The sequence below is a fragment of the Burkholderia sp. AU6039 genome (genome assembly GCF_002223365.1).
Lineage (GTDB): Bacteria > Pseudomonadota > Gammaproteobacteria > Burkholderiales > Burkholderiaceae > Burkholderia.
The window spans coordinates 296990-323436 of record NZ_NKFK01000008.1 but is presented as its reverse complement, the minus strand read 5'-3'; the positions used below and the strand labels follow the sequence as shown (position 1 = coordinate 323436).

Annotated in this window: 21 protein-coding genes; 9 read left to right on the top strand and 12 right to left on the bottom strand. The window is 63.8% G+C overall.

Annotated features, from left to right (window positions below):
* Positions 1-2 precede the first annotated feature (2 nt).
* Both CFB39_RS37105 and CFB39_RS37100 read left to right on the top strand, forming a co-directional pair.
* Positions 3-1553, top strand: coding sequence for an MFS transporter (locus CFB39_RS37105; protein ID WP_089476767.1), 1551 nt, complete (start codon positions 3-5; stop codon positions 1551-1553).
* A gap of 185 nt (positions 1554-1738) precedes the next feature.
* Positions 1739-2623 (top strand): alpha/beta fold hydrolase, encoded by an 885-nt coding sequence (locus CFB39_RS37100; RefSeq protein ID WP_089476766.1) that lies wholly within the window; start codon positions 1739-1741, stop codon positions 2621-2623.
* Between the two features lie 83 nt (positions 2624-2706).
* Here CFB39_RS37100 and CFB39_RS37095 read toward each other — a convergent pair whose 3' ends face one another.
* From CFB39_RS37095 to CFB39_RS37075, 5 genes are all read right to left on the bottom strand, one after another.
* Entirely contained in the window at positions 2707-3420 is a 714-nt protein-coding gene (locus CFB39_RS37095) for a nitroreductase (RefSeq protein WP_256991553.1), read from the bottom strand.
* A gap of 79 nt (positions 3421-3499) precedes the next feature.
* Entirely contained in the window at positions 3500-4792 is a 1293-nt protein-coding gene (locus CFB39_RS37090; RefSeq protein ID WP_373452766.1) for an acetyl-CoA hydrolase/transferase family protein, read from the bottom strand.
* A gap of 172 nt (positions 4793-4964) precedes the next feature.
* Positions 4965-6638: an electron transfer flavoprotein-ubiquinone oxidoreductase gene (locus tag CFB39_RS37085; RefSeq protein WP_046546402.1), complete on the bottom strand. Its 1674-nt coding sequence runs from the start codon at positions 6636-6638 to the stop codon at positions 4965-4967.
* A 219-nt stretch (positions 6639-6857) separates the two neighbouring features.
* Positions 6858-7703 (bottom strand): enoyl-CoA hydratase/isomerase family protein, encoded by an 846-nt coding sequence (locus tag CFB39_RS37080; protein WP_089476764.1) that lies wholly within the window; start codon positions 7701-7703, stop codon positions 6858-6860.
* A gap of 12 nt (positions 7704-7715) precedes the next feature.
* A complete protein-coding gene (locus tag CFB39_RS37075; RefSeq protein WP_089476763.1) occupies positions 7716-7856 on the bottom strand; it encodes an SDR family oxidoreductase in 141 nt (46 codons plus the stop codon).
* Between the two features lie 316 nt (positions 7857-8172).
* Between CFB39_RS37075 and CFB39_RS37070 the strand changes: the two genes are divergently transcribed.
* Both CFB39_RS37070 and CFB39_RS37065 read left to right on the top strand, forming a co-directional pair.
* Positions 8173-8922, top strand: coding sequence for an electron transfer flavoprotein subunit beta/FixA family protein (locus CFB39_RS37070; protein WP_089476762.1), 750 nt, complete (start codon positions 8173-8175; stop codon positions 8920-8922).
* Between the two features lie 16 nt (positions 8923-8938).
* Positions 8939-9871, top strand: coding sequence for an electron transfer flavoprotein subunit alpha/FixB family protein (locus CFB39_RS37065; protein ID WP_089476761.1), 933 nt, complete (start codon positions 8939-8941; stop codon positions 9869-9871).
* Positions 9872-9925: 54 nt separating this feature from the next.
* Here the strand turns inward: CFB39_RS37065 and CFB39_RS37060 are convergent, their stop codons facing one another.
* From CFB39_RS37060 to CFB39_RS37030, 7 genes are all read right to left on the bottom strand, one after another.
* On the bottom strand, positions 9926-10714 hold the full coding sequence (locus tag CFB39_RS37060) for an IclR family transcriptional regulator (RefSeq protein ID WP_089476760.1): 789 nt from the start codon (positions 10712-10714) through the stop codon (positions 9926-9928).
* Positions 10715-10721: 7 nt separating this feature from the next.
* The gene (locus CFB39_RS37055) at positions 10722-11591 is read right to left on the bottom strand and encodes an IclR family transcriptional regulator (RefSeq protein ID WP_089434236.1); all 870 of its coding nucleotides are present in this window, start codon (positions 11589-11591) and stop codon (positions 10722-10724) included.
* Between the two features lie 299 nt (positions 11592-11890).
* Entirely contained in the window at positions 11891-13042 is a 1152-nt protein-coding gene (locus CFB39_RS37050; protein WP_089476759.1) for an NADH-dependent flavin oxidoreductase, read from the bottom strand.
* Between the two features lie 193 nt (positions 13043-13235).
* A complete protein-coding gene (locus CFB39_RS37045) occupies positions 13236-14168 on the bottom strand; it encodes a LysR family transcriptional regulator (protein WP_039343245.1) in 933 nt (310 codons plus the stop codon).
* 91 nt (positions 14169-14259) lie between these two features.
* Positions 14260-17778, bottom strand: a complete 3519-nt coding sequence (locus tag CFB39_RS37040) for a pyruvate carboxylase (RefSeq protein WP_089476758.1) — start codon at positions 17776-17778, stop codon at positions 14260-14262.
* Between the two features lie 220 nt (positions 17779-17998).
* Positions 17999-18202, bottom strand: a complete 204-nt coding sequence (locus CFB39_RS37035) for a hypothetical protein (protein WP_089476757.1) — start codon at positions 18200-18202, stop codon at positions 17999-18001.
* Complete coding sequence (locus CFB39_RS37030; protein ID WP_047853010.1) at positions 18199-19350, bottom strand: acyl-CoA dehydrogenase family protein; 1152 nt, start codon at positions 19348-19350, stop codon at positions 18199-18201. The genes CFB39_RS37035 and CFB39_RS37030 overlap by 4 nt, the downstream gene beginning before the upstream one ends.
* A gap of 242 nt (positions 19351-19592) precedes the next feature.
* On the opposite strand from CFB39_RS37030, the gene CFB39_RS37025 reads away from it, so the two are divergent.
* The 5 genes from CFB39_RS37025 to CFB39_RS37005 all read left to right on the top strand — a co-directional run bounded on the left by CFB39_RS37025 (position 19593) and on the right by CFB39_RS37005 (position 25708).
* On the top strand, positions 19593-20468 hold the full coding sequence (locus CFB39_RS37025; RefSeq protein WP_089476756.1) for a MaoC family dehydratase: 876 nt from the start codon (positions 19593-19595) through the stop codon (positions 20466-20468).
* A gap of 24 nt (positions 20469-20492) precedes the next feature.
* A complete protein-coding gene (locus CFB39_RS37020; protein ID WP_089476755.1) occupies positions 20493-21242 on the top strand; it encodes an SDR family NAD(P)-dependent oxidoreductase in 750 nt (249 codons plus the stop codon).
* A gap of 92 nt (positions 21243-21334) precedes the next feature.
* The gene (locus CFB39_RS37015; RefSeq protein ID WP_089476826.1) at positions 21335-22540 is read left to right on the top strand and encodes an acetyl-CoA C-acetyltransferase; all 1206 of its coding nucleotides are present in this window, start codon (positions 21335-21337) and stop codon (positions 22538-22540) included.
* Positions 22541-22555: 15 nt separating this feature from the next.
* Positions 22556-24508: an AMP-binding protein gene (locus CFB39_RS37010; RefSeq protein WP_373452765.1), complete on the top strand. Its 1953-nt coding sequence runs from the start codon at positions 22556-22558 to the stop codon at positions 24506-24508.
* Between the two features lie 18 nt (positions 24509-24526).
* Entirely contained in the window at positions 24527-25708 is a 1182-nt protein-coding gene (locus CFB39_RS37005) for a CaiB/BaiF CoA-transferase family protein (RefSeq protein ID WP_089476753.1), read from the top strand.
* Positions 25709-26447: the final 739 nt, after the last annotated feature.

Below are 26447 nucleotides of genomic sequence, written 5' to 3'. Positions count from 1 at the left end.
TCATGGCGTTCTCCCGCGCACGGTCGCTGACGTACCGTCATCTTCGTCATGACCTTTTTCCCTGGGCCATTGCGTTGTCGGTCGGACTCGACTACTTCGACAATACCGCCTTCTCGTTCTTCAGCAGCTACGTGGCCGGCGGGATCAACGTACCGCCGGACGAACTGGTGTGGTCGTCGTCTGCGTATGCTGTCGCATCGGTACTGGGCATTCTTCAACAGCAATGGTTGATCGAGCGAATCGGGTTCCGCCGATATCTCAGCGGCTGCCTGTTGATGTTCGCGATCGGCTCACTGGCGGCATCGCTCAGCGTGACTTCATTTCAACTGGCGATGGCACGAGGCTTTCAGGCCTACTTCATCGGGCCGATGCTGGGTACATGCCGGATTCTCTTGCAGACCGGCTTCTCGCCGAAGAATCGCCCGCCGGCGACCCGCCTGTTCCTGATGATCATCCTGTTGGCGAGCGCCCTCGCGCCGCTAGTCGGTGGCGTGCTCATTGCGAACTTTGGCTGGCATGCGCTCTTTGTCTGCACGACGGTCGCCGGACTCGCACTGTCCGTATTTGCGTTCCTGGTCGTCCCACATATCGGCAAGCGCCAACCGGCACTGCGCAGCGACACGCATCTCTGGCCCTACCTGATTTTCGCGCTCGCGCTCGGTGCGCTGCAGATCGTCGCTCAGCAGGTCCGCTTCGAGCTGTTCAGCACGTCGCCGATACTGTTGCTCCTTACCGCAGCGGGCCTGCTCGCGCTCGGTTGGGTGGCCTGGCAGCAATGGAACCACCCCAAACCGCTCATTCGGTTGAGCGCATTGCGAGAAGGACCCTTCAGAGTCGCCATCGTGCTCTATGCGTTCTACTACTACATCACGAATGCAATCGGCTATCTGATATCGAGACTGCTCGAAGGTGGCCTCGGCTACCCGGTGGAGAATGCGGGCCGAATCGTCGGATTCACGTCGCTGTCGTCGATCGTCGTGGCGTTCTTGTATTTCCGATACGCGAAATTCGTGACGCGCAAGAAGCTGTTGATCGTTCCGGGATTCCTGATGGCTACGTTCATCGCCGTGTGGTTTATCCACCTCCCGCCCGATGTGAGTGTGTCGTGGCTCCTGGCACCGCTGATCGTGCGCGGCTTCCTGTTGATGTTCATCGCTCTGCCGAACGGAAACGTCGCGTTCCAGATTTTCCCGGATCACGAATTTACGCACGGCTACCGACTGAAGAATATCGTCAAGCAGCTTGCATACTCGCTATCGACCGCGTCCATCATCATCCTGGATCAGCACCGCCTCGCGCTCCATCAAACCCGCCTGGCGGAGTTTGCAACCCCTTACAACCCGGTCTTCGAGAACGCGCTGCAGTCGATGGCTCATGCGTTCGCCGAGCGCGGCATGAATACCGCGCAGGCCGAAGGTGCGGCCCTCGGAGAATTCGCGCGCATGGCAGCGCATCAGGCGAGCTTCATGAGCGTACTGGACTGCTTATACGTGATTGCAATCATTTCCCTGGCCGGCGCCGTCATTGCACTCGTTCAGCGTCAGATAAAGTGACGCAGGCGTGACCGCAGTACGGAACGTTCCGCGCGCCGAGATTGACGCAACTTTCCACGGCGTCAAACTTACAGAGTGCTCGGCGATCACGATGGGCAATAGCAGTCGATCCGGATTCCGGGCCTCGATGGCTCACGATGCCTGATCGGTGGCGAATGGTTACGTAATGCTGAAGCGGTGCAATCATGACGATTTCGATGAAAGAGGAAACCGGCCCTTCGTGCTCGAAGGGCAGGACTCACACCTGGACAAGTGCCGACGGCCTGAGGCTCGCCGGCGAATCGTGGGGCGACCCGCTCGGCGCACCTGTCATCCTGCTGCACAGCAGCGGGCAAACGCGTCATGCGTGGAGCGGAATCGGCCACGCGCTCGGCGCGGCCGGCTTTCATGCCGTTGCCTTCGACGCAAGAGGCCATGGTGAATCGGATTGGTCGCCGACCGGCAACTACAGTCAGATCGCGATGGTCCGCGATCTCGAACGCGTCGCGACGCTCTTCGACGGCCGACGACCGATGCTCGTCGGCGCCGGCCTGGGAGGTGGCACGAGCTTGCTCGCAGTCGGGGAAGGCTTTCTTGATGCAGCTGCACTGGTGCTCGTCAACATTGCGCCGTGTGTCGAGCCGCACGGTGTCGTCCGTCTGCAGTCGCTGATGCGTCGGCCGGACGGGTTCGAATCTCCCGACGAAGCCGTCGACGCGATCAGGCGATATCGCCGGAATCCAAAAAATGGGTTCGTTTCAAGCAACCTGAGCCGCAGCCTGCGTCACGACGGAGACGGAAGATATCGCTGGAACTGGGATCCGCATTTTCTCGCGTGGCCCCGCGACCTGGATCGACGCCACGCACGCTATTCCGCGTGTGCGCGAAGGCTCAAGCTGCCGACGTTGCTGGTGCGCGGCGGCAATTCCGACATCGTCAGCGAAGCGGGCGTGCACGAATTCCTCAAACTGTGCCCCCATGCCGAGTACGTCAACGTTGCTGCCGCCGGGCACATGGTGGCTGGCGATCGCAACGACGTCTTCGGAGAGGTCGCAGCGCAGTTCCTCGGTCGCCACATCCACCCCGTCTAGCGCGGCCCGGTTGTCATCGAATCGGCTCAGCAGGTCGAGCCGTCACATGCGGCCAAAATCGAGGCAGGCGACCGCATCACTGCTCAGACCATCCGCATCACGTCCTTCGTCGCTGCCCGGGTGGAGCGAAATCCGTTGGCGGGATGCGCCAGATCGGCGTAACCGAATCCGATCCCGCAAACGAACTTCCGCTCGTCTCCGATCCCGAAATATTTTCGAATGAAGCCGGCATGGTTTGCGAGCGCCGCCTGGGGCGTCGTGGCAACGTCATAGGCGCGAGCCGCCAGCAGGAACGACGCGACGAATGCCCCGCTGTCGACGGCTGCGTACTGTCCGAGTTCGGCGGGCATCGTCAGGATCGCCACGTGCGGCGCACCAAACAGCCTGAAGTTCTCCGCAGCCTGCCTGGCACGAGCGACGCGGTCTTCGCGGTCGATGCCGAGCGCCTCGTAAAGGGCATATCCGATTTCGCGCCGACGTTCGCCATAGACACCGGGGTACTCGGCCGGAAACGGTATATCGGAATCCATCTCGGTATGCCGCGCGGCATGGTCGACCAGTGCAGCACGGAACCGATCAGTCGTCTCGCGGGATGTCACCACCACGTGCCATGGCTGCACATTGCACCACGACGCAGAACGTTTAGCGATGTCGACGATGCTGCCGATCACACTCGCCAGAACGGGGTCCGGCAAATAGGCGCGACAAGTAAATCGTGACGATGACAAACGATGGATCGTTTCCACGTCTGCCATGGTCCGTTCATTCAACTGCGAGCGATTGGCGCGCTTCTGCATGGTGTGTTTCTCCTTCCATTGCTCCGCTATCGGCGGCGCGCCTCGACTCGATCCGGCACGTCGCCCGTGGTCGCGTCATTCAACTGCCCGGATGGGCTTCGCGTGCGAGACGTTCGCGATGATCGGGGTGTGCGACTGCAATCATCTTCGGAATGCGCTGGGCGAGAGACAGGCCACGCAGGTCGGCAATCCCGTATTCGGTCACGATCACGCATCCGTCGCTTCTCGGTATCGTGACCGGCCCCGACAATCGCGTCACGATCCGGCTATGCCGCCCGGCGGTTGACGGCAGCGCGACGATAGGAACGCCTCCATGGCTGAGCTGTGCCGCGCGTAGGAAGTCGCCAACACCGCCGACTGCGCCGACGTACGTGTCACCAACCATCTCGGCGTTGATCTGTCCGGTCAGGTCCACCTCCACTGCCGAATTGATCGCGACGAATCGGTCGATCCCACGGAGCACCTCCGGGTTATGCGTGTATTCGGTACCGCGCAACTCGAGCGCGGGATTCCGATGCGCGAAGCGACGTACCCGCGCGGAACCGATGATGACCCCACCGATCGTGACCCCCGTGTCGATCGACTTCTTCGCGTTCGTGACGACACCGGCCTCGCAGAGCATTGCAACACCATCGCCGATACTTCCCGAATGCACGCCGAGGTCGCGCTTGCCCCGCAGTTCCGCCATCACTGCATCGGGAATCGAGCCGATACCTGTCTGCATCGTCGCGCCGTCCTCGACGAGCGATGCGACATGCCGACCGATTGCCCGCTCGACCTGTCCGGGTTCCGTGACGGGCGCCTCGGGGAACACCGCGTCGGATGCCACCAACAAATCGATATCGTCAGCCCGAAGATACGGTCCACCATGAGTCCACGGAACGTCCGGATGCACCTCGGCGACGATCGCGCGCGCGTGCTTCACCGCCTCGACCAGATACTCGCGCGCAAGTCCGAGGCTGTAGCGTCCCTGGTCGTCCGGTGGCGAGACCTGGAGCATCACGACATCTATCCGCAACCCGCCCGAACGGATCAACCCGGGCAGCTGCGAGTAATGGACAGGAAGAATGTCGAGCACGCCTGCGCGGGCCAGCTTTCGGTTCGATCCGCTCCCGCAGTAGGCGAGAAAGTCGAACGCGTCGGCATGCTCGGGAGCAAGTACGTCGGAGAGGCCGATACCGAGGAAGATACGGATCCGCTTCAGCTGCTCGCGCTGGGCAACGAGCGCGCGCATCAGCGTGACCGGCTCGGCGTGTGACTGGCCCCACATCACGGTGTCGCCGGGGCGAACGATGGTGGGGAGCGCCTCGCAGCAGTCAACCATGGCGGCTTCGTTCAAAGGCCCCGGAGTCAAGGGTTCAGCATGGTTCATGAGTCGACGAACTCGAAAGTCACGGAGACGCGACTCCGACGCTGCTCACCGCGTTCGGAACGGTCCATGTGGAATGGGATGATCAGGGCAGCGGTGGAGGCACTCTGTTTTGATTCCAGCACCGCCACGGGTGGGGGTCAACGCGGTCCCGGCCCGCGTTCCGTACTTTGGTTTACATGTTCGGGTAATTCGGGCCGCCGCCGCCTTCCGGCGTGACCCACACGATGTTCTGCGTCGGGTCCTTGATGTCGCAGGTCTTGCAGTGCACGCAGTTCTGCGCGTTGATCACCAGGCGATCGCTGCCGTCGTCGTTCTTCACGAATTCGTACACGGCCGCCGGGCAGAAGCGCCCCTCCGGCCCCGCGTACGTGCGCAGGTTCACGTTCACCGGCACGCTCGCATCCTTCAGCGTCAGGTGCGCCGGCTGGTTCTCCTCGTGGTTCGTGTTCGAGATGAACACCGACGAGAGCCGGTCGAACGTCAGCTTGCCGTCCGGCTTCGGATACTCGATCGGCTGGCATTGCGACGCCGGCTTCAGCATCTCGTGATCCGCATGCTTGTGGTGCAGCGTCCACGGCACGTTGCCGCCCATCACCTTCTGCTCCAGCCCGACCATCAGCGTGCCGAGGTACAGCCCCTTGGCCATCCACTGCTTGAAGTTGCGCGCGCGGTACAGCTCCGTGTACAGCCACGACTGCTTGAAGGCGTCCGGGTACGCGTTGAGCTCGTCGCTCTGGCGGCCGGCCTGCACCGCGTCGAATGCGGCGTCGGCCGCCAGCATGCCGGTCTTGATCGCCGCGTGGCTGCCCTTGATCCGCGACGCGTTCAGGAAGCCTGCGTCGTCGCCGATCAGCGCGCCGCCCGGGAACACCGTCTTCGGCAGCGACAGCAGCCCGCCGGCCGTGATCGCGCGTGCGCCGTACGACACGCGCTTGCCGCCTTCCAGGAACGCGCGGATCGACGGGTGCGTCTTGTAGCGCTGGAATTCCTCGAACGGCGACAGGTACGGGTTCGTGTAGCCGAGGCCCACCACGAAGCCGACCACGACCTGGTTGTTGTCCATGTGATACAGGAACGAGCCGCCGTAGGTGTCCGACTTCAGCGGCCAGCCGGCCGTGTGGATCACGAGGCCCGGCTTGTGCTTGGCCGGGTCGATCTCCCACAGTTCCTTGATGCCGATCCCGTAGGCCTGCGGATCCGCGTTCGCGTCGAGCTTGAACTTCGAGATCAGCTGGCGGCCGAGGTGGCCGCGGCAGCCTTCGGCGAACAGCGTGTATTTCGCGTGCAGCTCCATGCCGAGCTGGAAGTTCTCGGTCGGCTCGCCGTCCTTGCCCACGCCCATGTTGCCGGTCGCGACGCCTTTGACCGAGCCGTCGTCGTTATAGAGAATCTCCGCAGCGGGAAAGCCCGGGAAGATCTCGACGCCCAGCGCTTCGGCCTGTGCCCCCAGCCAGCGCGTGACGTTGCCCAGCGAAATCACGTAGTTGCCGTGGTTCTGGAAGTTGGCGGGCAGCGCCCAGTTCGGCGTGGTGACCGCGCTCTTCTCGGACAGGAACAGGAAGCGGTCTTCCGTCACCTCGACGTCGAGCGGTGCACCGCGTTCCTTCCAGTCGGGGAACAGTTCGTTGATCGCGCGCGGGTCCATCACCGCGCCCGACAGGATGTGCGCGCCGATCTCGGAACCCTTCTCGAGCACGCACACGCCGATCTCGGTGCCTTTCTCGGCGGCCAGCTGCTTGAGCCGGATCGCCGCCGACAGCCCGGCGGGGCCGCCGCCGACGATCACGACGTCGTATTCCATCGATTCGCGCGGGCCGTATTGCTCGATGAGACTGGTTTGGGACATGTGCTGATTCAAATCAGGTAGAAGCGACGGGTTCCCATCGCGGGTTGAACTCGGCTTCGTCGTCACGACCAGCCGACCTTTTTCAATCGCTCACTGTGCGACCGCGCGCCTACCCCGGTCGATCGGTAAGCGGAGTCGGTGATCGCGGATGTGTCACAGCGGCAAACGCGAGCACATGCTGCGCACGCCGGGTCCCATTTCTTTCACCGATCTTCCGGCTTATACGCTCCGCGTCGGAGACACCGGCGTTTCGAGGGGGAATTCCGGCGCGCGCTTGTCGCGGAACGACTTCACGCCTTCGCGTACTTCGGCCCCGCCGAACCCAAACATCTCCAGTGCCAGCGACGCGTCGAAAGTCGGCCCAGCCTGGCGCAGCCAGTTGTTGAGCGCATATTTGGTCCAGCGTGTCGCCGACGGCGCACCGTTCACGAGCCGCACTGCGATCGACAATGCCGTCTCCTGAACGTCGGCATCGTCTACCGCGACGGATACCAGCCCGATTTGCTCGGCCTTCTCGCCATTCACGGGTTCGCACAGCATCAGGTGATATTTGGCCTTGGCCATGCCGCAAAGCAGCGGCCAGATGATCGCTGCGTGATCGCCGGCTGCGACGCCGAGCCGCGTATGACCGTCCACCAGGCGTGCCGATCGGCCGGCCACCGAAATATCCGCGAGCAGCGCCGCCACGAGCCCCGCGCCTACCGCCGAGCCATGGATCGCGGAGACGATCGGCTTCGAACAGTTGATGATGTTGTAGACGAGATCCTTGGATTCGCGCCAAACGCGCACCCGCGCGTCGAACGAATCGATCATTTCCTCGACCATGTCGAAGTCGCCACCTGCCGAGAATGCCTTGCCTGCACCGCACAGAATCACGGCGGCGACACTCGGATCCTCGTCGACGTCTCTCCACACTCGCGCCAATTCATCGTGACCGCGCGCGTCGAGCGCGTTGAGCCGCTCAGGACGGTTGAGCGTAATGCGTAAGACCCCCTTCGCGGGTCGATCGAACGCAAGACTCGAATACGACGCGTATACGGATGTCTCCTGATCGCTCTCTGACATGATTCTTCCTTTCTATGTTTGACTGACCGAGCCGCGCGACGTGATCCCGCAGTCCACCGTGACAGTCGTTCCGGACGTATAGCCGGACTTGTCGGATGCAAGAAATACGAACAGCTCCGCGATCTCGTCGACAGTCCCAGCGCGACCACCCATCCGAACGAAGCCGACGCGGTTTCCGCATGCGCTGGGCTTTGATCCCAATCGTGTGCGCGGCGTCTGGAAGCGTCAACGCACGACCAGGTGTTGTTCCGTACGTCGGAATAACCACAACGCAGCTTTTCGTCTGTGCCGCACCATCCGGCACGTATTGTCAATTCCACGCGCTCCTCGCGGTTTCCGAAGTACGGAATCATTGAACCGCCGGTGTTGACCTGACCATGGCAGAACCGACACTGTTGACGCTACGCCAGTGCGGCAGATTATTCCGTGCAGTGGGTGCTGGATTGTTGATTGGAAAAGGAGACGCAAAGTGAAGGTATTGGTCCCGGTCAAGCGCGTCGTCGACGCGAACGTGAAGGTCGGCGTGAAATCCGACCAATCGGGCGTCGACATTGGGAACGTGAAGATGTCGATGAACCCGTTCGACGAAATCGCGGTTGAAGAAGCCGTGCGCCTGAAGGAAGCGGGCGTGGCGACCGAAGTGATCGCGGTGTCGGTAGGCGTCGCGCAAGCGCAGGAAACGCTGCGTACGGCGCTGGCGATCGGCGCGGATCGCGCGATCCTCGTCGAGTCGAACGACAGCGTCGAGCCGCTGGGCGTCGCGAAGATCCTGAAGGCGCTGGTCGACAAGGAGCAGCCGCAGTTGGTAATCCTCGGCAAGCAGGCGATCGACAATGATTCGAACCAGACCGGCCAAATGCTGGCGGCGCTGGCAGGCCTGCCGCAAGCGACGTTCGCATCGAAGGTGACGATCGCCGACGGCCGTGCCACCGTTGCACGCGAAGTCGACGGCGGCGCTGAAACGCTGTCGCTTCAACTGCCCGCCGTCATCACCACGGATCTGCGCCTGAACGAGCCGCGCTACGTGACGCTGCCGAACATCATGAAGGCGAAGAAGAAGCCGCTCGAAACCGTGAAGCCGGAAGACCTGGGCGTCGACGTTACGCCGCGTCTGAAGACGCTGAAGGTGGTCGAGCCGCCGAAGCGCGCAGCCGGCGTGAAGGTGCCGGACGTGAAGACGCTGGTCGAGAAGCTGAAGACCGAAGCCAAGGTGCTGTAAGAGGGAGCGGAAAGAAATGACGATTCTGGTGATTGCAGAACACGACAACGCGTCGATCAAGGCCGCGACGCTGAACACGGTGGCAGCGGCGGCGAAGATCGGCGGCGACATTCACGTGCTGGTCGCGGGCCACAACGCGCAAGCGGCTGCGGACGCAGCAGCGAAGATCGCAGGTGTGTCGAAGGTCTTCCTGGCCGACGCGCCGCAACTCGAAGCGGGTCTGGCGGAAAACGTCGAGGCGACCGCGCTGAACATCGCGAAGGACTACTCGCACATCCTCGCGCCGGCGACGGCCTACGGCAAGAACATCGCCCCGCGTATCGCCGCGAAGCTGGACGTCGCGCAGATCTCGGACATCACGGCAGTTGACAGCGCGGACACGTTCGAGCGCCCGATCTACGCGGGTAATGCGATCGCGACGGTGCAGTCGAGCGACCCGATCAAGGTCATCACGGTGCGTGCGACGGGTTTCGATCCAGTAGCAGCCGAAGGTGGCAGCGCAGCAGTCGAGAAGATCGAGGCGGCGGCCGACGTAGGCAAGTCGCAGTTCGTGAGCCGTGAAGTGACGAAGCTGGACCGTCCGGAACTGACGAGCGCGACGATCATCGTGTCGGGCGGCCGCGGTCTGGGCAGCGGCGAGAATTACACGAAGGTGCTGGAGCCGTTGGCGGACAAGCTGTCAGCAGCACTCGGCGCTTCGCGCGCGGCAGTCGACGCAGGCTACGTGCCGAACGACTATCAGGTCGGCCAGACCGGCAAGATCGTCGCACCGCAGCTGTACATCGCGGTCGGCATCTCGGGTGCGATCCAGCATCTGGCCGGCATGAAGGATTCGAAGGTGATCGTCGCGATCAACAAGGATCCGGAAGCGCCGATCTTCAGCGTGGCCGACTATGGCCTCGTCGGCGATCTGTTCTCGCTCGTGCCGGAGCTCGTGAGCGAACTGTAAAACCATCGCCTCCGCGATGCCCTGACGTCCGTCGGATCATGGAACTGCCGGACGTCAGGGCTCGCAGTCGACATCACTCAAAATAAACGACAGCGTTTCCGCCGCGGCCTTCAATTCGGACACTACGCGCCGACGGATTGCAGTCCTATCCGGCTCCAGCTCGACCGCCCCGCAGTTCAGCGCCATCAGCGTGTGGGTACGACCGACCACAATAGGCACTGCTATGCCGTATGCATTCCGCTGATATTCGCCAACCGACATGCACACGCCCGACTGCTCCAGGTCGGCAAACGCCGCATCAAGGTTCTTTTGGACGACATCCGCGTCGTCTCCTGCCGCTTCGAGCAACTCCGCGATCAATGCATCGCGCGCATCCTCAGGCAGTCCGTAGAGGTAAGCACGGCCGACAGCAGTCGACTCCATCGGCAGCAAGGAGCCGACGCCAAGCCGCAAGGTCGCGATCTTCGGGCTTGCTCGCCACGCGATATACACCATGTCGAGCCGATGCGGGACCGCAAGCGCTACCGACAGATCCAGCTTGTCGGCAAGTTTCTGCATCACGGGCGTAACCAGACGCGTGACCGGATTTGCCTCCAGGTACGCGTGGCCGATGCTCAATGCGCCGGCACTGAGTTCGAACTGCCGCCCGCCGCCCACGCGGCGCAGATAACCCGTCGAAATCAGCGTCGACGTCAGGCGGGACACCGTCGCCTTCGGGAGACCGGTACGCCGTACCAGCTCCGCATTCGACAAGGGCGCACGTACCGCCCGAAACGCATGCAGCACCTCGAGCCCTCGCTCGACGGTCAACGTCACACCTGTTTGGCTGTCGGTCTTTTCCATATTCGTATCAGCCGGCGACGATCGCCTGCTCCTGCAAATGCCGGGCTGCTGCAACGAGACGCGGCCCGAGTTCACGCTCGACCCGCGCACGTCCCAGCCGGGCGCTGCGGCCAATGCAGGCGAGCACGAGCGGGGTATGGTCCTGGACCACCAGTGGCACCGCGAGAATCGTGAGATCCGGCTCCCACTCGCCCAGCGACACGCAATAGCCGACGTTGTGCACCTGTGAAATGCCCTCGCTGATACGGCGACGCAGGTTGGGCCAATCACGCCCTGTCTTGCGTTCGATGTTGCCCAGCAAGTAAAAGCGTTCGAGTTCCGGCAGTGCCGCGAGCATGGCCCAGCCCATCGGCGATGATGCGATACGTAGGCGAGTACCCGCATAGAGCTTCAGATCGACTGACGCCGGCTTGCTCGCGCACGTTTCCAGCACGATCACATCGAGACGATCCCGTGTGCCGAGTACCACATAGGTTTCGCTCGCATTCGCGAATGCCTGCATTTCAAGTCGCGCGAGCAGTTGAACGTTGGAATGAGCGATTGCCGCATAGCCGAGCGACAACACGGGCGCGGCAAGCCGGTATTTTCGACGCTGCGGCGAATAGTGAAGGTAACCGAGCGCGACCAGGGAACGCGCCATCCGTGAAACCGTCGGTGCAGGAATACCCGTCTCGGCCACGAGTTCCTGGTTGCCGAGCCACGGCTCGTGCGGGGAAAACGCAGCCAGTATCGCGAGACTCCGTGCCAATGGAACGACCATCGCTTGGGATGCGGATCCGCTGTCCAGATTCCGGCCGTCGTCGAGCGATGGATCGCCCCAGGTTGCCTTCTCCTGTCCGGACACGAGTGTCTCTGCCTGGCGTGCGTGAGGCGACATCGATTGCTCCGTTTGTCTCGATCTGGCTCTGAAAACGGCCATGAACTATCTGTTCTGCAACCACGGACCGCGCGCGGCATCAACGGCGCGCGCAACGTGACTGCATCCGATGGCATTCATTACAGGACCCGGGAAGCGTCAAGTCAATTGGATCGCCGACTCATTCCGTACTTTGAAAGACGAAACAGAACGAACACATCACCCGGAGGCGGAGAATCGACGGCTTTTCGCAACTGAGGCATCGGAACACCTGCTGTACCACCAATCATAGTACGGAACAAATCCGCAATCGCCCCGGATCAGTCGACAACCGCCTCTGGCCGATGCACGGGAATCCAGCCAGGCGCCATTTCAATCGCCGCCCACAAGCCCTCCGGAATCGACAATTGCGACTGCTCGCCCATATCGATTGCGTGGCGAATTTGTGCGTCGCAACCTGTTTCGGCGATCGCCACCCAATCCGGATTCATCACGAGCCCTTTTCCAACCGCTACCAGCGACAGCCCGAGATCGAGGGCGTCCGCGGCTTCGCGCGGGGTGCGAAGCATCCCGGCAGACATCACCGGCACGCGGCCGCCGACATGGTCGACGATCGATTTCACCGTGAGGCCGGTATCCACGCCCAACGGCCGTGCACCTCGAACGTCATTGAGCGACGCGTGCACGTAGTCGACCCCGCCCTCGATGAGCTTGTCTACCAGCGCGCAGACATCCTGCACACGATATCCGCCCTCCTCGCGCTCCTCCGGAGATATCCGATATCCCAACAGGAACGGGCGCTTCGCGTACGCGGCAATCACACGTCGCGCCTCGCTGACGACCGCCAGCGGAAAGCGCATGCGGTTCTCCAGCGACCCACCCCATTCGTCACAGCGCCGGTTGTAGCGCGGAGAAAAGAAATTTTGCAGCAGGAAGCCATGCGCGCCGTGCAGTTCCACGCCATCGAATCCCGCTTCGATCGCCCGGCGAACGGTGTCGCCAAAAGCCCGCACCATGTCTTCGATCTCGTTGGACGCCAGCGGTCGCGGCGTTACGTCACCGCGGTTGAACGGTCCCGCCAGCGCGGCGACGGCGGATGCGCTCACGAGTTCGCCATTCGGGACGGCCTCGACAACGGCTTTGTTGCCAGCATGGAAAATTTGCAGGACGGCAAGCGCGCCACCGCTCTTGGCCGCTTCGGCCAGTCTTCTCAGGCTGGGAATGAAACGGTCGTCGTAAGCGGCGAACTCGTCGGTAAAGCCGATGCCGTTCTCCGTCACGTGCGTACAACCGGTCACGACCATGCCAACGCCCTGAACACGGCGCCGGTAGTAGTCGAGTTCGGCGTCTGAAATGGCGCCATCGGGGTCGGCGGACCAGGTGGTCATCGGCGCCATCACCACGCGATTGCGCAGTGTCAGGCCATTACGAAAAACAAGAGATCGGAAAAGGGAAGCATGCTCATTCGTCATTTGAATGCGAGGCCATCGCTCGTCGCGCAGCCCGTGAATACAGGAGCAACGATGATGCGGGCGGGATGCATCGCCATCAAGACACACGAGACGACATCAGTGTTAATTCGAGATTGACAACGAGGGCCGCCGAGACCGAGTCATTTCGACGAATTGCCGGCGATCGAGCGATTTCCCGAGCACGCTCGAAATGTCAGGTCACGTTGAGCGCGGCCATATCCGCTTCGAGGGCCGTCGGAATCGATGCTTGCAGCGACTCGACGAAGGTCCGGATCTTCGCATCGAGATACTGGCGTGATGGATAGAGTGCGTAAGCCGTCAGCGACTGCAGCGTGTAATCGGGCAGCACCCGTACCAATCCGCCCCCTCGCAGGGTCGGCACTGCCGTCGACATGGGCAATGCGCCGATTCCGGCGCCAGCGCGCAAGGCCACGGCCAGCGCCTCTGCCGTATTGACCCGGAGCTGGGCCGGCGGCAGTTCGAACCGCTCGGCACCATGCGGCCCGGTCAACTGCCAGTGGTTGTTCGGGAACACGGACGAGACGATTTGCAGGCAAGCGTGTTCGGCAAGCATTTGCGTATCGAGCGGTACGCCATGCGTGTCGAGATAGGCCTGTGATGCACACAGCACACTGCTGAGCCTACCGAGACGCTTCGACACGAGCCCCGAATCCGGCAGGTCAGCCGCACTCAGCTGCAGCGAGACGTCATAGCCGTCATCGATCAAGTCCGGCACATGCTGAGACAGCGTCAGTTCGACCAACACGTTCGGATAGGATTGCCGATATGCCAACACGGCCGGCAATACATAGCTCTGGCCGAAACCCGGTGTCGCGTGTACGCGCAGGCGACCCGCCGGCCTCGCATGCGCGTCGGCCGCCTCCGCCTCGGCCAGGTCGATGCCGGCGAGAATCTGCTCGCACCGACCGAGATAGCGTTCACCCGCTTCCGTCAGTGCGATCCGCCGCGTCGTTCGGTTGATCAACCGCGTCCTCAGATGCGTCTCGAGCGCACCAACCGCACGCGACACGAGCGCGGTTGTAACGTCCATACGCTCTGCCGCGCCGGTAAAGCTGCCCTCTTCGGCAACGCGCACGAAGAATTTCATTGCTTGAAGCTTGTCCAACCGATCACTTCCTAATCAAATCGATCCAATCAAAGGGATGGGACAGACGGCAACGCGAATCTGAAATCGTGGTCCGACAAACGAGCCGGCATTACACGCCCCCCTTCAACTCAATCAGCAGATCCTTCGCCGCGACCCGTTCGCCCGGCTTCACGTGCACGGCCGCGATCTCGCAGTCGCGCTCCGCGGCGATGTGCGTTTCCATCTTCATCGCCTCGAGCGCGATCAGCGTCGTACCGGCCGTCACGCGCTGCCCCGGCTGCACGGCGACCGTCACCACCGAGCCCGGCATCGGCGCGGCGATGTGCAGCGGATTGCCCGGATCGGCGCGCTGCAACCCATGGCGCTCCTTGCCCGCGTGCACGACCGTCTTCTGCTCGACCAACGCGGAGCGCGACTGGCCGTTCAGCTCGAACAGCACCTTCACGATGCCGTCCTGCGCATCGGCGTGCTGGCCCTGCAGCGACACGAGCAGCGTCTTGCCCGGCTCGATGTCGATCGCCACCTCCTCCTGCGGCTGCAGGCCGTACAGGAACGCCGACGTCGGCACGACCGACGTGTCGCTGTACGCGCGAACGTGCGCGTAGTAGTCGACCGTCTGCTTCGGATACATCAGGTACGACGCCAGTTGCCGATCGTCGAGCGGCTGCTCGCACGCGGCCTCGGCCTGCTTGCGTGCGGCGTCGAGATCGACCGGCGGAATCTGGTCGCCCGGGCGATACGGCGCCGGCGGCTCGCTCTTGAGCACCTTGCGCGACAGCTCGGCCGGGAAGCCGTCGGGCGGGAAGCCCAGCTCGCCCTTGAACAGCGACACGACCGACTCGGGGAACGCGATGTCCTTGTCCGGGCTGCGCACGTCGTCCACGCTCAGGTCGTTCGCGACCATCATCAGCGCCATGTCGCCGACCACCTTCGACGTCGGCGTGACCTTCACGATGTCGCCGAACAGACGGTTCACGTCCGCATACGCGCACGACACCTCGGTCCAGCGATGATCGATGCCGAGCGAGCGCGCCTGCTCGCGCAGGTTCGTGTACTGGCCGCCCGGCATCTCGTGACGGTACACGTCGGCCGTGCCCGCGCGGATCTCCGATTCGAACGGCGCGTAATAACGGCGCACGCCTTCCCAGTACATCGATGCTTCGTGCAGGCGATCCTGGTCAAGCCCCGGATCACGCTCGCTGCCGGCCAGCGCAGCCGCGATGCTCGACAGGTTCGGTTGGGACGTGAGCCCGCTCATTGCATCGAGCGCGCCGTCCACCGCGTCGCAGCCCGCACCGATCGCCGCGAGCACCGACGCCGCAGCGATGCCGCTCGTGTCGTGCGTGTGGAAATGCACGGGCAGCCCGGTTTCCTCCTTGAGCGCCTTCACGAGCGTCGCGACCGCTTGCGGACGGCAGATGCCGGCCATGTCCTTGATGCCGAGCACGTGCACGCCGGCCTGCTGGAGCTCGCGCGCGATGCCGACGTAATACTTGAGGTCGTATTTCGAACGCGACGTGTCGAACAGGTCGCCGGTGTAGCAGATCGCGCCTTCGCAGAGCATCCCGCTCTCGGCCACCGCGTCGATCGCCACGCGCATGTTGCGCACCCAGTTCAGCGAGTCGAATACGCGGAACACGTCGACTCCCGCGCTCGCGGCCTGCTGCACGAAGAAGCGCACGACGTTGTCCGCGTAGTTCGTATAGCCGACCGCGTTCGAGCCGCGCAGCAGCATCTGGAACAGGATGTTCGGCACACGTTCGCGCAGCAGCGCGAGCCGCTCCCACGGGTCTTCCTTCAAGAAGCGCAACGCAACGTCGAAGGTCGCGCCGCCCCAGCATTCGAGCGAGAACAGCTGCGACAGCTCGCGCGCGTAGAACGGCGCGATCGGCAGCATGTCGGCCGTACGCATGCGCGTCGCGAACAGCGACTGGTGCGCGTCGCGCATCGTCGTGTCGGTCAGCAGCACCTGTTTCTGGTCGAGCATCCAGCGCGCGAACTTCTCGGGGCCAAGCTCACGCAAGCGATCGCGCGTGCCGGCCGGGATCGCCACGGCCGTATCGATCTTCGGCAGCAGCGGTTTCTGCAGCGGCAGCGCCGGCAGCGTGCGGCCGTTCATCTCGGCGTTGCCGTTGACGTTCAGCTCGCCTAGATAGCGCAGCAGCTTCGTCGCGCGGTCGCCGCGTTTCGCGAATTCGAGCAGTTCCGGCGTCTTGTCGATGAAGCGCGTCGTCACGTCACCCGCGATGAAGGCCGGATGGTTGATCACGTTCTCGAGGAACTGCAGGTTCGACGTGACGCCACGAATCCGGAACTCGCGCAGCGCGCGATCCATCCGGTGAATCGATTCGGCCGCCGTCGGCGCCCAGGTCGTCACCTTCACGAGCAGTGAGTCGTAGTACGGCGTGATCACCGCGCCGCCATAGGCGGTGCCGGCATCGAGCCGCACGCCGAAGCCCGCCGCGCTGCGATAGGCCGTGAGCCGCCCGTAGTCGGGCAGGAAATCGTTCTCCGGATCCTCGGTCGTGATCCGGCATTGCAGCGCGTTGCCGTTCAGCGGGATCGCGTGCTGCTCCGGCACGCCGGCCGCGCGCGCGATGAGCGAGCCGTCGCCGTCCGTCGCATCCTCCGTCAGCCCGATCTGCCCACCTTCCGTGATGCGGATCTGTGCCTTCACGATGTCGATCCCGGTGATCATCTCGGTCACCGTGTGCTCGACCTGGATGCGCGGGTTCACCTCGATGAAGTAGAACTGGCCGGTGTCGGCGTCCATCAGGAATTCGACGGTGCCCGCGTGCGTGTAGCCCACGGCACGCATCAGGCGCAGCGCCGATTCGCACAGTGCTTGCCGGCCGTCGTGATCGAGATACGGCGCCGGCGCGCGTTCGACGACCTTCTGGTTGCGTCGCTGCACCGTGCAGTCGCGCTCGTACAGATGCACGACCGTGCCGTGCAGGTCGCCGAGCACCTGCACCTCGACGTGCCGCGCATTGCGCACGAGTTTCTCGACGTACACCTCGTCGTTGCCGAACGCGGCCAGCGCCTCGCGGCGCGCGACGGGCAGCAGCGTCTCGAGGTCGCGTTCGTTCTCGAGCACGCGCATCCCGCGCCCGCCGCCGCCCCAGCTCGCCTTCAGCATCAGCGGATAGCCAACTTCCGCGGCCAGTGCCTTGCACGCATCGAGATCGTCCGGCAACGGCGCGGTCGCGGGCATCACCGGCACGCCTGCGGCGATCGCCGCGTTGCGCGCGGCCACCTTGTTGCCGAGGGTACGCATCACGTCCGGCGACGGGCCAATCCAGCGGATGCCTGCATCGATCACGGCCTGCGCGAAATCCGGGTTCTCGGACAGGAAGCCGTAGCCGGGATGGATCGCGTCGACCTTCGCCAGCCGCGCGACGCGCAGGATATCGTCGATGTCCAGATACGCGGCGAGCGGCTTCTTGCCTTCGCCGATCAAGTAGCTCTCGTCCGCCTTGAAGCGATGCAGCGCGAGCCGGTCTTCCTTCGAATAGACCGCCACCGTGCGAATGTTCAGCTCAGCGGCGGCACGCATCACGCGGATCGATATTTCCGAGCGGTTCGCGATCAGGATGGACTGGATGGGGGTAGAAGTCACAGCAGCCATGAATCGTTAAGGGTTAAAGAGATCCTGTCGACGCGATCCATCCGCCGGCGGACCGATTTCCCGGCGATGCGAGGGATCCGCGGCGTCGTTCGCGATGCATTCCGGGCATCTGCATTCTCACGAGTTCTGCCGGGGGTCGCTATCGGCATCGCGACGACGAACAGCACTCAGCCGACCTGCTGGCGGCATCGGTGCGGCATGCAGAAGCCCGCAACCAGCGTTAGTCGTGGTGCATGAACAACGATGTGTGGTCCATCCAGTCATAGTGAGCGCTGCCGCCCACCCACGCCCAGTTCGCGGCATCGCGCCGCGCCCCGTCCGGGCTCAGGCGTACGAACGATCGTTCGGCCTCCGTCGCCCTGTCGCGCCGTGCTTCGGCATGCTCGTCGACAGCCGTCATTGCACCCTTCGCGTCGCGCTTCATTGAGCGTCACGGACCATGTTGCGGGCGATCACCACCTGCTGGATCTGGGTCGTGCCCTCATAAATGCGGAACAGGCGCACATCGCGATAGAAGCGCTCGATCGCGTATTCGGCCATGTAGCCGGCGCCGCCAAAAATCTGCACGGCGCGATCGGCCACGCGGCCGCACATCTCGGAGGCGAACAGCTTCGCGCACGAGGCCTCGGTGCTGACCGGCAGCTTGTCGTCGCGCCGGCGCGCGGCATCCACCACCATGCAGCGAGCCGCATAGATCTCGGCCTTGCTGTCGGCCAGCATCGCTTGCACGAGCTGGAAATCGGCGATCGGCTTGCCGAACTGCTTGCGCTCCATCGCATAGGACAACGCCATCGACAGCATTCGCTCGGCCACGGCCACGCATACCGCGGCGATGTGGATCCGGCCCTTGTCCAGCACCTTCATCGCCGTCTTGAAACCCTGCCCTTCCTTCCCGCCGATCAGGTTCGCCGCCGGCACGCGCACGCCGTCGAAGATCACGTCGCACGTATGGGCACCTTTCTGCCCCATTTTCTTGTCGCGCTTGCCGAAGCTGATGCCGGGCGTTTTCGCATCGACGATGAACGCCGAAATGCCGCCCGAGCCTTTGTCGTCCGGATTGGTGCGGGCCATCAGCGTGAAGATGCCCGCATGAGGCGCGTTCGTGATGAAGCGCTTGGTGCCGTTGACCACGTAGTCGTCTCCATCCCGGATCGCCGTGGTGCGAAGCGATGCCGCGTCGGAGCCCGCTTCCGGTTCGGTCAGTGCGAACGACGCGATCAGCTCGCCAGTCGCGAGGCGCGGCAGATACTTCTCCTGCTGCTCGGGCGTGCCGTCGAACAGGATGCCCTGCGAGCCGATGCCCACGGTGGTGCCCAGCAACGATCGAAATACCGGTGACGCGCGGCACAGTTCGAACACCGCCAGCACCTCCTCTTCCATGGTCAGCTCCAGGCCGCCGAAGCGTTCCGGAATGGTGAGGCCGAACAGGCCCATCGCCTTCATGTCGGCGACGATGTCGTCGGGAATCTCGTCGGTTTCGGCAACGAGTTCCTCATTGGGCATGAGCCGCTCGCGGACGAAGCGGGCGATGGATTCGAGCAGGCCGTTGAGCGTTTCTTGATCGCGAATCATGTCGGTACGCCAAATGAAGGGATGAACATGCTCCGATGCTGCGCCGGCCGCCAACGCGATACAACCGATCCGCCGAAAACGTTCCGCAGAATGAAAGTGCCACGACGAGGCTGGCATTGGCGATCGGCCACGACAGGGATGGCAGCTCCTGCCAAGGTACGGAACAACGTCCGGCGATCCGTTGACCGCTGTTCGAGCCGGTTCCATCGTAGGAGCTCGAGTCAACTGCCGTTACGTCCACCATGCCGCTCCAGCCGAATCACTTGCTGTCCCGCCCGTTCCCATCCATCGAGCATGCGTACTCGCTGCGCGACACCCAGCTCTACGCGCTCGGCGTGGGCCTTGGCGCCGACCCGCTCGACGCCGGGCAATTGCGTTACGTCTACGAAGGCAAGGACGGCGCGTCGCTCCGTGCGTTGCCGACCATGGCGAACGTGCTCGCGTACCCGGGCTTCTGGGCACGCGAACCGGACACGGGTATCACCTGGCAAAAGATCCTGCACGCGGAGCAGGAAATCAGGATTCACGCGCCCCTGCCGGCCAGCGGTCGAGTCACGGGCACGACGCGCATCACCGGCGTGTGGGACAAAGGGGAAAACAAAGGTGCGTTTCTCCAGCAGACGCGCGACATCGCGGATGCCGAGACGGGAAACCTGCTCGCCACCGTCGTCCAGCTGAGTCTGTTGCGCGGCGATGGCGGGTTCGGCGAAGGCGGTAGCACCGACGCCCTGCCGACACCGCACGCGATGCCTGACGGCGCCCCGGACTGTGTGTGCGAGTTGACCACCCCGGCGCAACTGGCACTGATCTATCGATTGAGCGGCGACCTGAATCCGTTGCACGCCGATCCGGCCGTGGCCTCTGCGGCAGGGTTTCCCCGCCCCATTTTGCACGGCATGGCCTTGATGGGCGTCGCAGCGCATGCGGTGCTGCGTACGGTGCTGGCCTACGACGACACACGCTTTGCCGGCATGCGCGTGCGCTTCACCGCGCCGGCGTGGCCCGGCGATACGCTGCGCACCGAGATGTGGATACGCGGCAACACGGTTTCACTGCGCGTCACGGCCGTGGAGCGCAACGTGGTGGTTTTGACCAACGCGCGGGTCGATCTGCGCTGAAACGCAATTCTTCAGGAGACACACATGGATCTGGGTTTGACCGGCAAAGTCGCCATCGTCACCGGCTCGGCACGCGGCCTGGGCGCCGCCACCGCGCGCCGGCTCGCGCAGGAAGGGGCGAGCGTCGTCATCACCGACATCAACGCCGAACTGGCACAAGCCACGGCCAAGGCGCTGCAGGCCGACGGTCTGGCCGCACACTGCATCGTAGGCGACATCACGCGGGAAGCAGACGTCCAGCGCCTCGTCGACCAGACGGTCGAGCATTTCGGCGGCGTGCACGTCCTGGTGAACAACGCCGGTGCGCCGCGCGACAAGTACCTGGTCAAGATGAGCGAAGACGACTGGGATTTCGTCATGAATGTCATGCTCAAGGGCGCCTTCCTGGCCGCGCGGGCCGTGATGCCGCATTTCATCGAGCAGGGCTGGGGCCGGCTGATCAACATCAGCTCGCGCGCCTATCTGGGCAATCCCACGCAGGCCAACTACTCGGCTGCGAAGGCCGGCCTGATCGGCATGGCCAAGGCGCTGTCGATGGAAGAAGGCCGCTACGGGATCACGGCAAACTGCGTCGCGCCGGGCTTCATGGAAACGGAAATGGTGCAAGCGCTGCCGACCTACGAAACGATCAAGGAACGCGCCGTGGCCGCGCAGCCGATCAAGCGCGTCGGGCGTCCGGACGACATCGCCGACGCGGTGGCTTTCCTCGCCAGTGAGCGCGCCGGTTTCATCAGCGGCGAAGTGCTGCACGTCACGGGCGGACGCTACGGCTGATCCGGCAACGGCATTGCAACGAACATGGCTGCCGGCGCGTGACACGCAAGCACGGGTGGCTGAATATTGATGACATTCAAGAGGCATTCGAAATGAAACGAGCAGCCATCGTCTCCCCGCTTCGCACCCCCGTGGGCGCGTTTGGCGGAGCGTTGAAAGGCGTTCCCGTGGAGGAACTCGGCGCGACCGTCGCGCGCGCCGTCGTTGAGCGTACCGGGCTCGATCCCGCACGCATCGACGACGTCGTGTTCGCGCAAAGCTATGCGAGCGGCGAAACGCCGTGCACCGGGCGCTGGGTCGCACTGCAGGCGGGTTTTCCGATCGAAGTGGCCGGCATGCAGCTGGACCGGCGTTGTGGCGGCGGCGTCCAGGCGCTCGCCACGGCGGCCATGATGGTGCAGACCGGCGCGGCCGATGTGGTGATGGCAGGCGGCGTCGAAAGCATGAGCAACGTCGAGTTCTATACCACCGACATGCGCTGGGGCAAGCGCGCGGGCTCGGTCACGATGCACGACCGGCTCGACCGTGGCCGTGAACGCTCGCAACCGGAAAGCCGCTTCGGCCGTATCAGCGGCATGATCGAAACCGCCGAGACGCTGGCGCGCGAATACGACATCACGCGCGACGCGTCCGACCGCTTCGCCGCGCGAAGCCACCAGCGCGCTGCCGCCGCGCAGCAGGCCGGATATTTCAATACCGAGATCGTTCCTGTATCGGTGCCTCAGCGCAAGGGCGACGCGTTGATCGTCTCTCAGGACGAGGGTGTACGCGGCGAAACGTCTATCGAAAGCCTCGCGAAGCTGCGTACGATCATGAAGGACGGCGTCGTCACGGCCGGCAATGCGTGCCAGCAGAACGACGCGGCCGCCGCCTGCCTGATCGTGGCCGAGGACAAGCTCGACGAGCTCGGACTAACGCCGATCGGCTGGCTGGTCGGCTGGGCCGCCGCCGGCTGCGATCCGGCCCGCATGGGCATCGGCCCGGTGCCTGCCGTGCAGAAGGTGCTGGCACGCACCGGCCTGACGTTCGACCAGATGGACCTGATCGAGCTGAACGAAGCGTTCGCGTGCCAGGCGCTGGCCTGCGTGAAGGGCTGGGGCAGCTCCATGGACGCACTGGACGACCGGCTCAACGTGAACGGCTCGGGCATCTCGCTGGGCCACCCCGTGGGCGCGACCGGTGTCCGCATCATGAGCACACTGCTGCATGAGATGCAGCGCCGCAAGGTCCGTTACGGCCTCGAAACGATGTGCATCGGCGGCGGTCAGGGCATCGCGATGATTGTCGAGCGCGCATAAGGCAGGAGACCGATCATGAGCAACCATGAATCCGGCCAGGTGTGGCAACCCGGCCAGCGCGAGCTGCAGCACGCCGGCATCGTGAAACTGATGCGCGCATTGGGCGTGCCGTCGTATGAAGAACTGATGCGTGTGTCGATCGCTGAGCCGGAGCGCTACTGGACGACGGTGATGGACGAATGCGCAATCGCGTGGGACGCACCGCCGACAGGCTACGCTGACCTGTCGCGCGGCCCGCAGTTTCCGAGCTGGTTCCCCGGCGGCGAACTCAACTGGGTCAACACCATCTATGGCTGGGCGCGCAACCCCGCCACTGCGCAGCAGAAGGCCGTGGTCGCCGAGCGGGAAGACGGCAGCGTCAGCGAGCTGACCTATGCGGAGCTGGAGCAGCGCGTCAGCGATTTTGCCGCAGGACTCGTACGGCACGGTGTCAGACAGGGCGACCGCGTCGGCCTGCTGATGGAAAACGGCGTCGAGGCGACCGTCTCGCTGCTGGCCATCGTGCATCTCGGCGCGCTGGTCGTGCCGTTGTTCAGCGGCTTCGGGGTCGATGCGATCGTGGCTCGCCTGTCGGCTGCCGAGGCACGCATCGTGATCGCATCCACCGGCTTCTCGCGCCGAACCAAGCGGGTGGATGTACAGGGCGCGCTGCGCGACGCATGGCGCCAGCTGCCGTTGCTCGAACACGTGATCTGGAAGCGCGGCGAAGGCGACACCGCGCAAGATACACGCGACCTCGACTGGCAGGAAACGGCAAGCGCCGGACAGGGCCAGGGCGTCCCGCCGGTGTCCGTCACGCCCGATACGCCGTTCATGGTGATCTATACGTCGGGCACCACGGGCAAGCCGAAAGGCGTGGTGCATACGCATGGGAGCTTCCCGATCAAGATCGCGCACGATTCGCTGGTTCACTTCGACGTGCATCCCGGCGACGTCTACTGCTGGCCCGCCGACATGGGCTGGATCGCAGGCACGCTGGTGCTCGGCTGCGCGCTGCTGCGGGGCGCGACGCTGGTGTGCTACGACGGTGCGCCCGACTACCCCGACTGGTCGCGCATGTCGCGCGTGGTGGAACGTCACCGCGTCACGCACTTTGGGTCGGCGCCCACGCTGATCCGCGGGATGGCCAGCCACGAGGCGCTCGCGCTCGCAGGCGATCGCTCCACCGTCCGGTTGCTGATCACGGCAGGCGAAGGCATCGCACCCGAGCATTTCAACTGGTTCCTGCAGCGCTTCGGCGACGGCACGGCGCCCGTCATCAACTACACGGGCGGCACCGAGGCATCGGGCGCGCTGCTCGCCAGCGTGCCGATCCGGCCGATTCCGCCGAGTGGCTTCAACACCGTCTCGCCTGGCGTGGCCGCCGACGTGGTGAATGCCGACGGCCAGAGCGTGACCGGCGAAGTCGGCGAACTGGCGATCCGCGCTCCGTTCGTCGGCATGACGCAGTCGTTCTGGCACGACGACGAACGCTACCTGGAAACCTACTGGCAGACCATTCCTGGCATCTGGGTCCACGGCGACCTGGCGCTGCGCACGTCCACAGGTAACTACTTCATGATGGGCCGCTCCGACGACACGCTCAAAGTCGCGGGCAAGCGCCTGGGGCCGGCCGAGGTCGAGGAAGTCGTGCTGGAACTGCCGGACGTGGCCGAGGCGGCCGCGATCGGCGTCGCCGATGCGGACAAGGGGCAGAAACTCGTCGTGTTCGTCGTGCCCAAGCCCGACGCCGGTGGCACGGGTGCGGATCTGGAGGCCATCGTGTCCGGCCACGTCGACAAGCGTCTCGGTCGCCCGTTCCGGCCGGGCCGAGTACATGTGGTCGCGCAACTGCCGAAGACGCGCAGCTCCAAGATCATGCGGCGCGTGATCCGTAGCGTGTACTGCGGGCAGCCCCCGGGCGACCTGTCGTCACTCGACAACCCCGGCGCGCTCGACGAAGTGCGCGCTGCCGCGACCTCCGCCTGACTCAACTGCAAACGAAACATGAAAGTACTCGAAGGCATCAAGGTCCTCGATTTCGGACGCTTCATCGCCGGGCCGTTCTGCTCGGCACTGCTGGCCGACTATGGTGCGGACGTCATCCGCATCGATCGCGTCGGCGGCGGCGAGGATCGATTTATCGTACCCGTGACCGAGCACGGCGAAGGCGCGCTGTTCCTGCAAGTCAACCGCAACAAGCGCTCGATGACGCTCGATCTGGACAGCCCCGAGGGGCGCGATATCGTGCGCAAGCTGGTTGTCGATGCCGACGTGGTGATCGCGAACATGCCGCCCCGCACGCTCAAGAGCCTCGGGCTCGACTACGACAGCCTGTGCGCGATCAAGCCCGACATCATCCTCGTTGCGTCCAATGCATTCGGCAACAGCGAAGCCGTGCGCGACCGTGTGGGCTTCGATGGCGTCGGCCAGGCACTGAGCGGCGCGGTGTACATCGCAGGTACGCCCGATCGGCCGCAAAAGGCCATGGTTCCGGTAGTGGACTTCGCCACGGCGTTCTCGTGTGCGCTCGGCGTCATGCTGGCGCTCTACGAACGCCAGCGCAGCGGCATGGGACAAGAAGTCAGCGCGTCGCTGCTGTGCACCGGCCTGAACATGGCCAGCGGCGCGCTGATCGAGGAAGCGTTGCTCGGTCTGGATCGCCAGGCCACGCTGAACCGTGCGTCCGGCTATGCGCCGTCCGACATCTTCAAGGCGACGGACGGCTGGTTCATCACCCAGGTCATCGGCCGTCCGATGTTCAAGCGGTGGACGCAACTCGTGGGCCGACCTGAACTGCTCGACGATCCGCGCTTTGCCGACGACAGGCTGCGCGGCGAGAACGGTGCGTTCCTGAGCGAACTGATGAGCGCATGGTGCGCAGACAAGACGCTCGCCGATGCGCTGGCCGAACTGGAGCAGGCGCGCATCCCGGCCAGCCCTGTCAATTCGCCACGTCAGGCACTCGAAGACGAAACCATCAAGGCGGCCGACGTTATCCGCTGGATGGACTATCCCGGTGCGCCGAAAAAGGTGCCCATCTTCGCCACGCCGGTGTCGTTGTCGCGTACGCCGCCGGAGATCCATACGCGACCACCGCTGACCGGCGAGCATACCGATGAAATTCTCGCCGGCATCGGACTGGATGAACGCGAGGTTGCCGATTTGCGATCACGCAAGATCGTCTGATCTACCCTGCCAAATCGCGCACCGGCCATCGATTCGACGGCCGGTGCATGACCGTTCCAAATCAAACAACGTACGACAAGGAACGTGCCGAGACATATGCCGCACTGGATTCAATCACATCGGCCGAATGCCGGCGCGCTCGGATAACACGTCGTGCCGGCACTTAACCGGGCCGCGCGTGATCTCGAGCTGGTGCTTCGCGATGCTCGCGACGAACCGCGATCACCTGCCTGAACGCTCCCGAGCCTCCTCCTCATCCATGAGTCACAGAACCCGGCCTCTCATTCGCAAGCCCCCCTGCTCTGCGACGAAAACCCGCTTCGGACTGTGCGGATAGAACAATGAGGCAATCAACCCGAAAGGATCTCCGTCACTCGTGACGATCTGAGCGCGCTTCACATTGTCTCTGGCAGGACGAATCAACACAGGACTCTTGCCTCGCTTCGTTCTTTCCAACTTGACGCGGTTTACCCGTAAGGGTCTCTACCCCATCCGCACGGCCTCGGATCATGCGCATTCCAATGCACGGAATCAGACGGGCCAACCGATTGACGATGGTGGTGGTGGCGAATCTAATCATCGAACGTAGCGATATCTGGACCAAGTAGATTCTGTTGTACCGATCTGAAGTCTCTTCCCAAGGAAGCTCATCGGTTCAATTTATTAAGGTTTCCGAATCAACTTTTGATCCATGAATCACCACGTCACGGCGAATAAATTCAGAAGAGACTTTGGAGAC